This is a genomic window from Paenibacillus sp. FSL L8-0663 (assembly GCF_038008125.1).
Classification (GTDB): Bacteria; Bacillota; Bacilli; order Paenibacillales; family Paenibacillaceae; genus Paenibacillus; species Paenibacillus polymyxa_D.
In genome coordinates, this window is sequence record NZ_JBBOYM010000001.1 from 3,348,987 (window position 1) to 3,362,719 (window position 13,733).

Here is a 13,733-nt window from a genome sequence, read left to right on the forward strand (position 1 = left end):
ATATTCACCTCCCAATTCAAGTGTAGTCCAGCATTTAGGTTATCGGTGTTAATGACCGATATGAGGTCGCCTGTATAAAATAACCCGGGCGGCGTACTGCCTTCCATAATGTTATCATCTGTTTCCGTTTCGTCGTTAAATATACATAGAATATACCTAACCTCCGCAATATAGGCCGAAACTGGCGTTTTATGGCACCCTGCTTGCGTGGAACAAGGTTTATAGTAATACAGTCCACAGACAATTTCAAGTACGACGACGGTTTAACACATAAAAAGTAACGGCCAGCGCAAGTACCAGCACTACTCCTTTGACAATATCATGGGCGAAATATTGCACATTCATCATCGTTAGTCCATTAACCAACACACCGATCAAAACTGCACCAATAAATGTACCAATGACATTGGGTTTACCAGCACCAAAGACCGAAAAACCGACGAATACTGCAGCTACCGCTTCCATGAGCAAGGGGGAACCCGCGTCAATTTGGCCTGAGCCTACGCGCGAGGCATACAAAATACCGGCAATCGCCGCAAATACACCTGAAGCAACATAGGCCAGAGTACGGACTTTTTTTACCCGTATACCCGACAGACGAGCAGCTTCCTTATTTCCACCCGTTACATACATTTGACGCCCATGCTTTGTATAAGTCAAGAAAACATGCACCGCCGCCACAGCCAGCAACAGTAAAATAACCGAAATCGGGATACCCAACCATTTACCTTGCCCAAGCAAAAGAAATGCAGGAGATATCTCCCCCGGCGCCTTGCTACCATCGGGAAACTGCATATGATTATATATGGTATAGCCCTGTGCGTACGTTTTGTGAATCCCGCTTACAATATACATGATTGCAAGGGTTGCGAGCAAATCAGGAATACGTAGTTTAATGATCAATAATGAATTCAACAGTCCTACCAAAGCGCCGACAATCAGAGACACAATAATGACCACCGCAACAGGCTGCTCATACCAGACCATTAAAGAAGCGGCAACGACCGTTGTCAAAGATACTGTAGCTCCCACCGACAGGTCAAAACCGTCCACGATAAGTGACAATGTCACACCAATGGCAACGAAAGTCACAATGGCAATCGAGCCAAGAATGTCCATTAAATTATCATAAGTCCAGAAATAAGGTAATGTAGATGAAAAAAACGCCAACACACCTATAATGACAACTACGGCACCGTAACGAAATGAGACGTTTAACCATTTTTCCTTCATGAATGCACCTCTTCACCCCCGCTGGCATACAACAGAAGCTGTTCCTGTTCCACTTCGCCCCGAGCAAATTCCTTTATAATTTTGCCATCATACATCACTGCAATCCGATCACCAATGCCAATCCCTTCAGCAAATTCACAGGTTAGATAAATGATCGCTTTTCCTTGCTCCGCCAACTCACCAATGATACGAAAAATATCACTTTTTGCCCCTATATCTACACCCTTGGTTGGCTCGTCAAAAACAAATACATCCGCTCCGGAATGCAGCCATTTCCCAATAGCAACCTTTTGCTGATTCCCGCCACTTAAATATTTAACATTCTGACGGAGCGATGGTGTCTTAATACCGAGAGAGGCGACAATCCCATTACCGTTATTTCGTTCTTTACGCCGACTGATGAAACCAAGGACACTCAGTTTGCCCAAAAGCGGAAGACTAAGGTTTCTTTCCACACTCTCCTCAATTAGCACCCCCTGCTTCCGTCGCTCCTCGGGTATGGACACAATTCCTTGAGCTACCGCATCCGCTGGTTCTCTCAATCGAATGGAGCGACCTTTAAAGGTCAGCTCTCCCTTATCCGGCTTGTCTGCTCCTGTAAGAAGTCGTGACAACTCTGTCTTGCCTGCACCAACCAAACCTACAATAGAGAGAATTTCACCACATCGGACCTGTACATCAATGCCGTGCACTCGTAATCCTTTGTGAAGCCCTTTCGCTTCCAATACCGTTTCACCAATCGGTACCTCTGTTTTTGGGAATTCCTCCTCAAATGTTTTCCCAAGCATATGCGTAACGATGTCGCCTACACTTAAATCAGACGCAGGTCCCGTGAACACGCGCTCACCATCACGCATCACCGTAACACGGTCACTGTGTTCGATAACCTCCGGCAATCGGTGTGTGATGAGGATACATGCAACTCCCTCATCCTTGAGTGTATGGATTGTGCGGAACAAACGTCGCGTTTCTTCTTCGCTGAGCGGCGCCGTAGGCTCGTCAAAAATGATGGCATTGGCTTGCTGTGTCAGAATGCGTGATATAAGTACAAGCTGTTTTTCTGCCAACGTCAATTCAGACACATATCGTCGCACGTCAATATCTATCTCCAGACGTGCTAATGCCTCACGCGCTCGTCTGCGCATAGAAACCGGTGCAGTCCACCATCGACCATCAGGGGCTGACAAATCGTCCATTACAATATTTTCAGCAACAGTTAACTGTGGTACAAGCGCTGAATCGACCTCCTGATACACACAGTGAATTCCCGCTCTTTTGGCCTCCCACGGTGAACTAATGTTCAGTTCCTTGCCACCAACTACGATAGCTCCCTGATCGGAATGATACGCACCGGACAGAATCTTCATCAATGTACTTTTCCCTGCCCCGTTGGCGCCCAGCAGAGCGTGAATCTCGCCACCCTGCACTGTAAAATCCACGGCTCGCAGCGCATCTACACCAGCAAACTGTTTGCTAATTTTCTTCATTTCCAATGTATATACTTGTGAACTCATGGTGCCCCCTCACGCCTGCTTATGATAAAAGCGCGCCGAAGCGCGCCTTTGCGTTATGCAAACATTTTATTTGGACGTTTCATATTCCTTCATCCAATCCTTATAGCCCTGTTCGCTTTGGCCCCAGCCCTTCACATATTGGGACAGCTCGGATGTGGAAATTTGCTTATCCGGCAACGCTTCGCGTTGCACATATACAGCCTTCAGTACGACTTTCTCCTCCGGATTATCCCCATGCAGCTTCTGATATGCATAGCGCACTTGTACGCGCCCGATATCTGTTGGATCTACGGCTGCCGAGGCCACCCAAGGATTTTTCGGGTCTTGGATCATTTGCAAGTCCTCGTCGCTCATGTCAATGCCGTAAACTTTAATTTCCGTACGTCCCGCTTGTTGGATGGCACGTGCTGCGCCTTTGGCAAATTCATCCCATGCCGCCCAGACGGCTGTAATTTCGCCCTTAGGATATTGCTTTAATACAGCTTCCATTTTGGCTTGCGTATCCAACGCAGGATTCTGAGCCGAACCAAAAGTCGCAATTTCTTTAATATCCGGATTGGATTTCAAAAATGCACCATAAGCAACCTGACGACGTTCCATCGGCGCAAATCCGGCAACCCATACTTTCACAATGTTGCCTTTGCCACCGATATCCTTCTTCATTTGCTCCAGCGTTAGCTCAGCCATGCTTTGGTCATCCTGTGAGAGCACTACCGCACCCGGAACATTGACGGCAGCATCGAACACGATAACTGGAATATTGCGGGAAACTGCTTTTTTCAACCCTGTTTCCAGTAATGCATCACCGTGATCAGTCAAAATGACATCAAACTGCTGGTTAATCGCACTATCAAGCAGAGAAGCCATTTTAGCCTTATCGTTATCTGCCACAAACTTAGTCAGCGTACCGCCAAATTTTTTAACTTCCTCTTCCACACCTTGAACATACTGTTGCGAAAATGTGCCCGTGTTAAACTCCATGATCAACGCAACCCGTTTACCCTTTAGATTTAAGTTGTCCGTTTTTTCGTTTGTTGTATTCGATTCCGCAGTGCTTGTCCCTTGAGTGCCGCTCTCTGTTTTCGGCACGCCACATGCAGTGACCAGCAAAACCAGCACCAGTAGCATGATACCTCCCAGTCCTAGCTTTTTGTGTCTTTGGAACTCTTTTTGGATATCCATGATTTCATTTCCCCCTCGTTCAACCACAAAATGATTCAAATTTGATACTTAATATATCGCTTTAAACCAAGTATGTAAATAGGTTTTATGAAATATAGGAAAATTTCTGTTTTATAGGCCAGAACACAAAAATCAACCGTCCCCGATTGAATACCGGAAAACGGTTGCTGTTTAAATGTAAAATCAAGGCGGAGCCTAGCTCTCTACTTGTGAAACTCATTAATCGGATTGTTATATTTGAACCTACATCCTGCTACGAGAAACGAAAAGCTCAATAAAAACAGAGGTAGTCTAGGACTTTATTTTCTCGTCCATGGCTACCCCTGTCTGGTTTTGGAGGTCAGTCTAATATTTTGTTTTTGCGAACCGTAGAGAGCAAATTGCTCTCCACGGTATTTCTCTTATACATTTTTTAGGTGTGGCTTACCCTTAAAGAATAATAGCAATGAGACCGCCGGAGCCTTCATTAATGATACGACCCAGCGTTTCCTGCAGCTTATAGCGTGCATTGTCCGGCATCATGGCGATTTTACCCTGAATGCCTTCCCGTACAATGGAATGCAGCGAACGTCCGAAAATGTCTGACTCCCAAATTTTGATTGGGTCATTCTCAAAATCTTGCATCAGATAGCGCATAAGCTCTTCACTTTGCTTCTCTGTTCCGATAATCGGAGCAAATTCCGATTCCACATCGACACGAATCATGTGTATAGAAGGTGCTGTCGCCTTGAGCCGCACACCAAACCTTGTACCCTGACGAATCAACTGCGGATCGTCTAGTGCCATCTCAGATAACGACGGCGCGGCAATGCCATATCCCGTTGTCTTGACCATTTCCAGCGCCTCGGCGAAGCGGTCGTACTCTCGTTTGGCATGGGCAAAATCCTGCATCATTTGCAGCAAATGATCCTTGCCACGAATCTCTACCCCGACGACTTCGACCAAAATCTGGTCATACAGCTCATCGGGAGCATACAGATCAATTTCAGCTACGCCCTGCCCCATATTCATCCCGCTCAATCCGGCCCTGTCGATGAATTCATATTCCATAAACTGGCCAACCACTCGATCTACATCACGCAGGCGTCGAATATCTTTAACCGTATCGCGAACGGAATTTTCATAATTGCTACGCAGCCAGTGCTCTTCGTTCAGTACCATGACCCAGCTCGGCAGGTTTACATTCACCTCATGCACCGGAAATTCATACAATACTTCACGAAGTACGCCTGTAACATCATCTTCCGTCATCGTCGCCGCGCTGAGTGTCATAACTGGTATATCGTACTTGGCAGCCAGCTCACCGCGAAGCTGGAGTGTTTCATCACTGCGAGGATGCGTGGAGTTGATAACCAAAACAAATGGTTTGCCAACTTCCTTCAACTCCTCAATGACGCGCTCCTCCGACTCTACATAAGAGCTGCGCGGGATTTCCGCAATCGTGCCGTCTGTAGTGACTACCACACCGAGCGTCGAATGCTCCTGAATAACCTTGCGTGTACCAATTTCTGCCGCTTCCTGAAAAGGAATGGGTTCTTCGAACCATGGTGTGGAGATCATCCTCGGACCATTTTCATCCTCGTACCCTTTTGCTCCTTCTACTGCATATCCTACACAGTCAACCAGACGTACATTCACATCCAGTCCTTCCGTTACTTTGATCTGGACGGCATTATTCGGTACGAATTTAGGCTCCGTCGTCATGATCGTCTTGCCTGCCGCACTTTGCGGCAACTCGTCTACGGCGCGGGCACGGTCCGCCTCACTTGTAATGTTTGGCAGAACAATCGTCTCCATAAACCGCTTGATAAACGTTGATTTTCCTGTTCGGACTGCGCCGACGACCCCAAGATAAATGTCTCCTCCGGTACGTTCGGCAATGTCTTTAAAAATGTCTACTTTCTCCAATGAAATCCCCTCCTAAAAAGTCTCCGAAGGAAAAATGCTTAAAGAGCATCCGCTTCGTGTTCAACCAACTGCTTGATCCCAGATGCGGCAGAACAGCCTTTAAAATGCCCGGAAGTCGTCCGCCGCCGAGATTCAGGAGACTGATGGAATCGGCGAAACGGCGTAAACTCGTACATGCATTTGGACTGATACCATCATATGTATCCCCTCCGTAAAATATGTTTAGTTTTTTGAAAAATAGATTACGACAGAGCGATCATTGCAGAAACGATATTTTACGTTTGGTTCCACTCACCTAATATATGCGGGGCAAGACTCTCCCATGACTTCGTCGCTAGATTAAATAAAAAAGGATGTTTCTCCTGACCGTTTAGAGTCGTCGGAAACATCCTTTTTCTATTCTCCTGATATAATCGGCATTACCACAGTTCATCATCCAGCGCCTGACGCTCCAGTTGCCGTCTGATAGCCGCCTTGAGCCTATCCTCCGGTATGGTTACCTCCATATCGCCTTGGACACGTGCCTGGCAGGATAAGCGCATTCCTTCATCCAGTAAAGGCCCCAGCTTACGCTGCTCTGCATCTCTGGGTTGGTCTGCAAATTCAGCCCATTCCGGTGATATTTGTACCTTACACATCAGACAGGCTGCTTTTCCGTCACAACGAGTGGGGATATATACACCCGCTTTACGAGCAGCCTGAAGCAATGACGTACCCTGACCGACCTGTACGCGCCTACCTGACGGCCTAAACGTAATCTGCACATTCATGAATAGTCCTCCAGTTGTCTTTCTCCTAACACACACAACTTATACTTCATTGCCCATCTGGATGACGGAGTGCAACTCTGGCCAAGGCAGAAGTTCTACAAGCTTGTCCAATTGCTCCTCATTCCAAATATTACTGACTAGTAGCTGCTTCAGTACAATGATATGACGTCGCGGGTCGCGCTTCATGACTTCTGCAATCGCTCTATATCGGTCGGGTCGATTTCGCAATATATTGAATAAAAGTTCATGACTGAGCGGCATCAGACGCAGTGAAGCACTCCCCAGCTCAAGCTGAACACCAGCCGACCAAAGTAGTCGCTCGATCTCTAAGCGGTATAACGCTCCGTCACATAATACTTCAAATCCCCCCACCAACTCGACTGGAAATCCCTCCAGATCATAGTGGCTCAGCAATGAAACGTAAGAGCCGCTACGATCAACCTGCTGTCGATCTATACTTATACCTAGGGGGTGCGCATGAAGTTGCTTTGCTGCATGAATATCCGCATAAATATCAATGTCCCGAGGCAGGCGATCCAGTTCAACTTCATGTACAAGTAGTGAACAACTCCCGCCTAGCATCCACGGAACCGACACTGTTGACCAGTTCTCAGCCAAGCTACTCAGCGCAACTGCCAGATTGTGAGGAAGCCTGTCTACTAACACCGATGATATTGCCTCCTTCAACATTGTTTCCTCCTTTGCTGTCTTTCCTTCCGTTTCCTGATGGGCATCATTATAACATGTTCGACAGGGCAGTTCGATATTTTGTGTACTGTAAAAGCGGTTACCCACTCCAAAATATAAAAAAACCGCGAACCTTCCCGGTCCACGGTGAATAATACTAACTGGCGTGCGGCCAGCGGTCTATTTTTTCATCATCATTTTCATCAATGCTTCCATATTGGAAGGATTCATTCCGCTCTTTTTGACGGCACCAACAATATCCCTTACTGTATCTTCCGACACCGGAATGTTGGCCATCGCAGACACTTGCTTGATAAGCTGACGCAGTTGCGCTTCGCTTTGAAGCGTGTCCGCCTTTACCGTGCCTGCCAGCTTTTTCACTGCATTTTCGGATATGTTTTTGCCGCCTTTTTTGTTAATGGCCTTCAATGCATCTTTCGGAAAGTTTTTATTCATAATCTCCCCTCCTCCGCCATTGCTCAACTCAGTCTATGAGTGGCGGAGACAAAAGGTGATTAAGCGTACATAAGACATGCCAAACGCCTAACTAAAAAAGGCTATCTCATTATAGAAAAAATCTACCATGAGACAGCCTTTATATTATTAAAGCTCATCTGAGCCTTTAAGAATGCCATTGCTCCCAAGTCTGAAGTGGCATGACTTCCATCTCGGTCTTAGGGTCGCGACCCATCAGCGCCTCAACGGCCTTACGGACGTCACGTCCTTCAAACAGTACTCCATACAGTACCTCTGTAATAGGCATCTGAACACCTAATTTTTGAGAGATGGCGTATGCCGCTTTTGTCGTTCGAATCCCCTCTACGACCATGCCCATAGATTCCAGCACATCATCAAGCTGTTGGCCCTGTCCTAATAGTGACCCTGCACGCCAGTTGCGACTGTGACGACTCGTTGCCGTGACCACTAGATCGCCAATCCCAGCCAGACCGGCAAAGGTTAATGGATTAGCACCCATCTCAACTCCGGCACGGGTAATTTCAGCCAATCCACGGGTCAATAAAGCCGCTTTGGCATTATCACCGAAACCAAGTCCATCTGACATTCCCGCACCCAATGCGATAATGTTTTTTAGCGCCCCGGACAGTTCCACGCCGAGCAAATCGCGGTTTGTATAGACACGGAAATAGGAGTTCATGAACAGCCCCTGAGCAGCCTGTGCAGCCTGCTCATTGGAGGAAGCTACAACGACCGTTGTAGGACATTTCCTCACCACTTCTTCCGCATGACTCGGACCAGACAGCACGGCAATATCGCCCTCCGCGACTTCCAGTTCTTCCGAGATCACCGTGGACATACGTTTAAGCGTTTCTGTTTCAAAACCTTTAATGGCATGCACTACCAGCATATCCTTGCTAAAATGAGCTTTCAGACTACGTGCTACCTGACGAGCAGCAGCAGAAGGAGATACGATTATCACTGCTTTAGCACCAGATACCGCAGCCTGCATATCAGTTGTAGCTGAAATGCGATCAGACAAAATAGAGCCCGGTAAATAATGCTCATTTGTATGCTTCTCATTGATTTCAGCTGCTTGCTGCTCGTTTCTCGTCCAGACAGAGACATCGTTGTTATTGGCCGCAAGAACGGAAGCCAGGGCTGTTCCCCAACTCCCCGCGACCAGCACAGCTATTTTCTCAGACAAGACGATCTCCTCCTTTGGAGCCAAGCTTATTCTCATTCCCCCGTACCAACTTGACTATGTTGGTACGGTGTCTCCACACAGCGAACAGACAAATGATTAGAGCCGTCCAGAATAACGGCCATGCAAAACCAAGCACGAGTAATATCCAAGGGGTCAAAATGACAAATATGAGTGATCCAAGGGATACGTAACGAGTCATTACAATTGCAAGTATCGCAATGATTCCGGCATATAGTGCGGGCAGTAAGGCAAGCGATGCCAATACACCAATAGCAGTCGCAATACCTTTTCCTCCACGAAAGTGAAAATATACCGGCCAGTTATGGCCCGCAATCGCCGCAATGCCGCACAAACCCGGTACCCAGGATGATTCCCCACCTAACCAGTGCCCTATTAGTACCGCAATAACCCCTTTAAGTACGTCCAGCAGCAGTACCAGAATAGCTGGGCCTTTTCCAAGCACACGCAGCGTATTCGTCGCACCGGCATTGCCGCTCCCATGTTGGCGAATGTCGATTCCTTTTAATTTTCCATACAGCAAACTAAAGCTGACAGAGCCAAGCAAGTAACTGAGTACGATGGCAACGATTTGTAAAATCAACCTATTCGCTCCTAACTTTCGTCAGACTTGCGCCGTGTAAAGATTCGAATTGGAGTTCCTTCAAAATTGAAGGCGGCGCGGATTTTGTTCTCCAGATAACGCTCATACGAGAAGTGCATTATTTCTGGATCGTTTACGAATACAACCATCGTAGGCGGCTTAACAGCAACCTGGGTCACATAGTTAATGCGCAGACGACGTCCCTTGTCTGTTGGTGGAGGATTGATGGCAACCGCATCGGAAATTACATCATTCAGTAAATGTGTCTGAATACGCAACACATGCTGCTGTGCCACATGCTGTACAACAGGAAGCAGCTTTTGCAGGCGTTGCTTCGTTTTTGCAGACAAGAACACAATCGGAGCATATGTCATAAACAAAAAGTGATCGCGAATTTTCGTTTCAAACTGATGCATCGTTTTGTCGTCCTTGTCCACGACATCCCATTTGTTAACGACAAACAGCGATGCTTTACCCGCTTCATAAGCATAGCCAGCAATGTGCTTATCCTGTTCAATGATGCCTTCCTCGCCGTTAATAACGACCAATACAACATCTGCACGCTCAATAGCACGCATGGCACGCATTACACTATATTTTTCGGTCGTTTCATATACCTTGCCACGTTTACGCATACCTGCCGTATCAATCAGTACATACTTTTGACCGTCTTTTTCAAAAGGTGTATCAATTGCATCACGTGTCGTACCTGCAATGTCACTAACGATAACCCGCTCTTCTCCCAGAATGGCGTTAACCAGTGAAGACTTACCTACATTCGGGCGGCCGATCAAGGCAACACGAATAACGTCTTCATCATAGTGATCTTCTTCCAGCTCAGGCAAATTGGATGTAATGGCATCTAGCAGATCGCCTATCCCTGTACCATGGCTACCAGAAACAGCGATTGGATCACCAAATCCATAAGAATAAAACTCATAAATCAGATCGGCGCGACTGAGGTTGTCCACCTTGTTGACAGCTACGATGATCGGTTTACCCGAACGATATAGCATTTGAGCAACCTCTTCATCTGACTGTGTAATTCCTGCTTTCGCATCACTCATAAATACAATTACATCTGCTTCTTCTATTGCAAGTTCGGCCTGCATACGGATGGATTTTAAAATGACATCCTCACCATCAATCTCAATGCCGCCGGTGTCAATAATACTGAAGGATTTACCATTCCACTCCGATATACCGTATATACGGTCACGAGTGATTCCGGGTTTATCTTCCACGATGGACAAACGATCCCCGATTATCCGATTAAAAATAGTGGACTTGCCCACATTCGGACGACCAACGATAGCCACAACGGGTCTTGCCATAAATTCACTCCTCCTGTCAATTCTTCCGCTATCATCATAGCAAAAAACATACCTATTGGCGATATGGTCACGTAACAACAATCGGCGAACCCTCTGGGTCCGCCGATGGTGTACGTTATGCATATTATAAAATGTATTGATTTAAACTCATTTAAATTTGTTCAGCTTATCGCCAAAACGCTCGCCGAGCGTGATGCTCAGACCGGAATTATTGAGGGAAACGTTAGGATTATTCAGTTCCTCACGAGGTGCACGAGATGCACGTGGTGCTCTTTCTGCTTTAGGAGCAGCTTCAGGAGCTTCCTCAGTTTCTTTAATGCTCAGGCTAACACGTTTTTCGGAAGGATTCATTTCAAGAATTTTAACTTTCACTTCTTGCCCTTCTTCCAGAACTTCTTGTGGAGTTCCAATGTGTTTGTGGGAAATTTGGGAAATATGAACCAAACCTTCCACGCCAGGAGCGATTTCAACGAATGCCCCGAAATTAACCAGACGTTTTACAACACCTGTTACGATGTCATTGTTGTTGAATTGTCCAGCAGCCGATTCCCAAGGACCAGGCTGTGCAGCTTTCATGCTCAGACTGATTTTTCCTTTTTCAGGATCTACTTTCAAGACTTTTACTTTCACTTGGTCTCCTTCAGAAACTGCATCAGAAGGCTTATCGACATGAGTCCAAGCAATTTCAGATACGTGAACAAGACCATCCACGCCGCCAACATCTACGAAAGCACCGAACTGAGTAAGACGTTGAACCGTACCTACGATTTCTTGGCCTTCTTTCAGCTCAGCCATTACTTTAAGCTTGTTGGCTTCGAATTCTGCTTCCAGAACGTCTTTTTGAGAAAGGATCACTTTGTTATTTTCACGATCCAGTTCTTTTACAACAACACGCAATGTGCGGCCTTTGTAATCACTGAAATCTTCTACGAAGTGACGTTCTACCATGGATGCAGGGATAAATCCGCGCAGACCCACGTCTACCACGATGCCGCCTTTAACGACATCATTTACAACGACTTCAAATACTTCTTTGCTTTCGAACAGTTGCTCCAACTTTTCCCAAGCATTTTCACTGTCGATTGCACGTTTGGACAGAACAAGTTTTTCTTTGCCATCGTCAATGCTGATAATTCTAGCTTCAACCTCTTGGCCTACTTGTACTGCTTCTTCTGCGTTATCCAGACCAGAAGACAACTCGCGAATTGGAATAATTCCATCGTATTTATATCCAATGCTTACTACCGCTTGGTTATCTTCCAATTTCACGATTGTACCCTTAACGGTGTCACCTTTTTTCAGGGAGACGATTTGATCGAGCTCGTCTTGATTTGCCGCTTCAGCAGCTTCTTGATTTTTAATTTCTTCCGACATGTCAATACCCTCCTCAATTCAAAAAAAACCATTTATTTAAACCTGCGCATGGCAGAGTTCAAAACATAAATAAACTTTTGTTCTAGTTTTCCGAGCTTAGACACAATTCATACAAGCCTTTCAGTTATTCGTAGGCTTACCCGTTTCCTTCATCGTGCGAATACGAGACATAATTGCTTCTGTTGCCAGTTCAAGTGGATCTCCTTCGATATCGGCACCCTTTTGGTAAGCGTCCAAATTGACAGGTTTACCGTATAACACTTTCGTTTTACGGAAAAGCTTGTAATCACCAATAATGGCGACCGGAACGGCAGCCGCTCCACTGCGTAGCGCAAAGCTTGCAGCACCCTTTTTACCGATTCCTCCAGCTCCTCTGGAACCTTCGGGAAAGATTCCCATAACCTTACCATCACGCAAAATGTTCAATGCCAACTTAATGGATTCCTTACTTACACCGCCACGTTTGACTGGAAAAGCTCCCAGTTTCCCAATTAGTGGACCCAGTACAGGAACATTAAACAGCTCGGCTTTTGCCATAAAGTGAACCTTTCGCTTCAGCAAAATACCAACTGTAGGAGGGTCAAGATTACTAATATGATTAGAACACAACAGCACTCCACCCTCAGCAGGAACATTTTCCCTGCCTACCGCCTCAAGTCTAAACAGAACGCGGTAAATGAGACGCAAAATACTGGCGCATACAGTATATATCATTGGCTGATCTCTCCATCCTTCTCCGTTAAGCAATAAGATACGATCGTATCAACGACATCCTGAATGCCCATTTGGGTCGTATCGAGCACGATGGCGTCCTCACTGCAACGAAGCGGAGATACGTCCCTCTCCTCGTCAAGCTTGTCACGTGCAGCAATGTCACGTTCCAGTTGCTCCAGAGTGATATCATCAGTTTCGCTCAGCTCTTTAAAACGGCGGGAGGCACGTTCCTGAACACTTGCGGTCATGAACACCTTGACTTCCGCATCGGGAAGTACAGTTGTTCCAATATCGCGACCATCCATAACGACACCCTTGCGTGCAGCCATCTCACGCTGGTTTTCAGTCAAACGAGTGCGTAAACCGGCAATACTTGAATACTGTGACACGTTGCTAGTCACTTCCATCGAACGGATCACAGTGGTTACATCTTCCCCGTTACAATAAACCTTTTGGCCTGTGGGGTCCGGTACTAATTCAATCACCAGCTCAGGTACATGTTGAAGCACTTTTTGTACATTTTCTGCAGGAATTTCCTTACGCATCATGTACCACGTTGCTGCTCGGTACATGGCTCCAGTATCTACATATACATAAGAAAGTGCTTTCGCCACCAAGCGGGCCACTGTACTTTTCCCTGCACCAGCAGGTCCATCAATGGCTACATTTATTTTGTTAATTGAAGATACATGTTGCCTTGCCAACAGGGAATTCCTCCTAACCTAACCTCAAGAAAAAAGCAGGCATTGCCTG

The 13,733-nt window shown here is 46.4% G+C and carries 14 protein-coding genes; all 14 read right to left on the reverse strand.

Annotated features, from left to right (window positions below):
- Nucleotides 1–246: 246 nt before the first annotated feature.
- The 14 genes from MKY75_RS14470 to cmk all read right to left on the reverse strand — a co-directional run bounded on the left by MKY75_RS14470 (nt 247) and on the right by cmk (nt 13,684).
- Entirely contained in the window at nt 247–1,233 is a 987-nt protein-coding gene (locus MKY75_RS14470) for an ABC transporter permease (RefSeq protein WP_029517329.1), read from the reverse strand.
- Nucleotides 1,230–2,747, reverse strand: coding sequence for a sugar ABC transporter ATP-binding protein (locus tag MKY75_RS14475; RefSeq protein ID WP_165147000.1), 1,518 nt, complete (start codon nt 2,745–2,747; stop codon nt 1,230–1,232). The genes MKY75_RS14470 and MKY75_RS14475 overlap by 4 nt, the downstream gene beginning before the upstream one ends.
- A gap of 66 nt (nt 2,748–2,813) precedes the next feature.
- Entirely contained in the window at nt 2,814–3,929 is a 1,116-nt protein-coding gene (locus MKY75_RS14480) for a sugar ABC transporter substrate-binding protein (RefSeq protein ID WP_340885733.1), read from the reverse strand.
- 429 nt (nt 3,930–4,358) lie between these two features.
- Nucleotides 4,359–5,837: a stage IV sporulation protein A gene (gene spoIVA, locus MKY75_RS14485; RefSeq protein ID WP_029517326.1), complete on the reverse strand. Its 1,479-nt coding sequence runs from the start codon at nt 5,835–5,837 to the stop codon at nt 4,359–4,361.
- 38 nt (nt 5,838–5,875) lie between these two features.
- Nucleotides 5,876–6,013, reverse strand: coding sequence for a hypothetical protein (locus MKY75_RS14490; RefSeq protein WP_013371690.1), 138 nt, complete (start codon nt 6,011–6,013; stop codon nt 5,876–5,878).
- A gap of 243 nt (nt 6,014–6,256) precedes the next feature.
- Complete coding sequence (locus MKY75_RS14495; protein ID WP_029517325.1) at nt 6,257–6,607, reverse strand: 2Fe-2S iron-sulfur cluster-binding protein; 351 nt, start codon at nt 6,605–6,607, stop codon at nt 6,257–6,259.
- Nucleotides 6,608–6,646: 39 nt separating this feature from the next.
- Nucleotides 6,647–7,297, reverse strand: a complete 651-nt coding sequence (locus MKY75_RS14500) for a hypothetical protein (protein ID WP_340885736.1) — start codon at nt 7,295–7,297, stop codon at nt 6,647–6,649.
- A 177-nt stretch (nt 7,298–7,474) separates the two neighbouring features.
- Entirely contained in the window at nt 7,475–7,750 is a 276-nt protein-coding gene (locus MKY75_RS14505; RefSeq protein WP_013310741.1) for a stage VI sporulation protein F, read from the reverse strand.
- Between the two features lie 166 nt (nt 7,751–7,916).
- On the reverse strand, nt 7,917–8,957 hold the full coding sequence (locus tag MKY75_RS14510) for an NAD(P)H-dependent glycerol-3-phosphate dehydrogenase (RefSeq protein WP_340885738.1): 1,041 nt from the start codon (nt 8,955–8,957) through the stop codon (nt 7,917–7,919).
- Nucleotides 8,950–9,558 (reverse strand): glycerol-3-phosphate 1-O-acyltransferase PlsY, encoded by a 609-nt coding sequence (gene plsY, locus MKY75_RS14515; protein WP_029517323.1) that lies wholly within the window; start codon nt 9,556–9,558, stop codon nt 8,950–8,952. Before plsY ends, MKY75_RS14510 begins: the two co-directional genes overlap by 8 nt.
- Nucleotides 9,559–9,569: 11 nt before the next feature.
- Nucleotides 9,570–10,892, reverse strand: a complete 1,323-nt coding sequence (gene der / locus MKY75_RS14520) for a ribosome biogenesis GTPase Der (protein WP_013310744.1) — start codon at nt 10,890–10,892, stop codon at nt 9,570–9,572.
- Nucleotides 10,893–11,039: 147 nt separating this feature from the next.
- Nucleotides 11,040–12,266, reverse strand: coding sequence for a 30S ribosomal protein S1 (gene rpsA, locus MKY75_RS14525; protein WP_029517322.1), 1,227 nt, complete (start codon nt 12,264–12,266; stop codon nt 11,040–11,042).
- A 120-nt stretch (nt 12,267–12,386) separates the two neighbouring features.
- Complete coding sequence (locus MKY75_RS14530; protein ID WP_013310746.1) at nt 12,387–12,980, reverse strand: lysophospholipid acyltransferase family protein; 594 nt, start codon at nt 12,978–12,980, stop codon at nt 12,387–12,389.
- Entirely contained in the window at nt 12,977–13,684 is a 708-nt protein-coding gene (cmk, locus tag MKY75_RS14535; RefSeq protein WP_340885740.1) for a (d)CMP kinase, read from the reverse strand. The genes MKY75_RS14530 and cmk overlap by 4 nt, the downstream gene beginning before the upstream one ends.
- Nucleotides 13,685–13,733 lie beyond the last annotated feature (49 nt).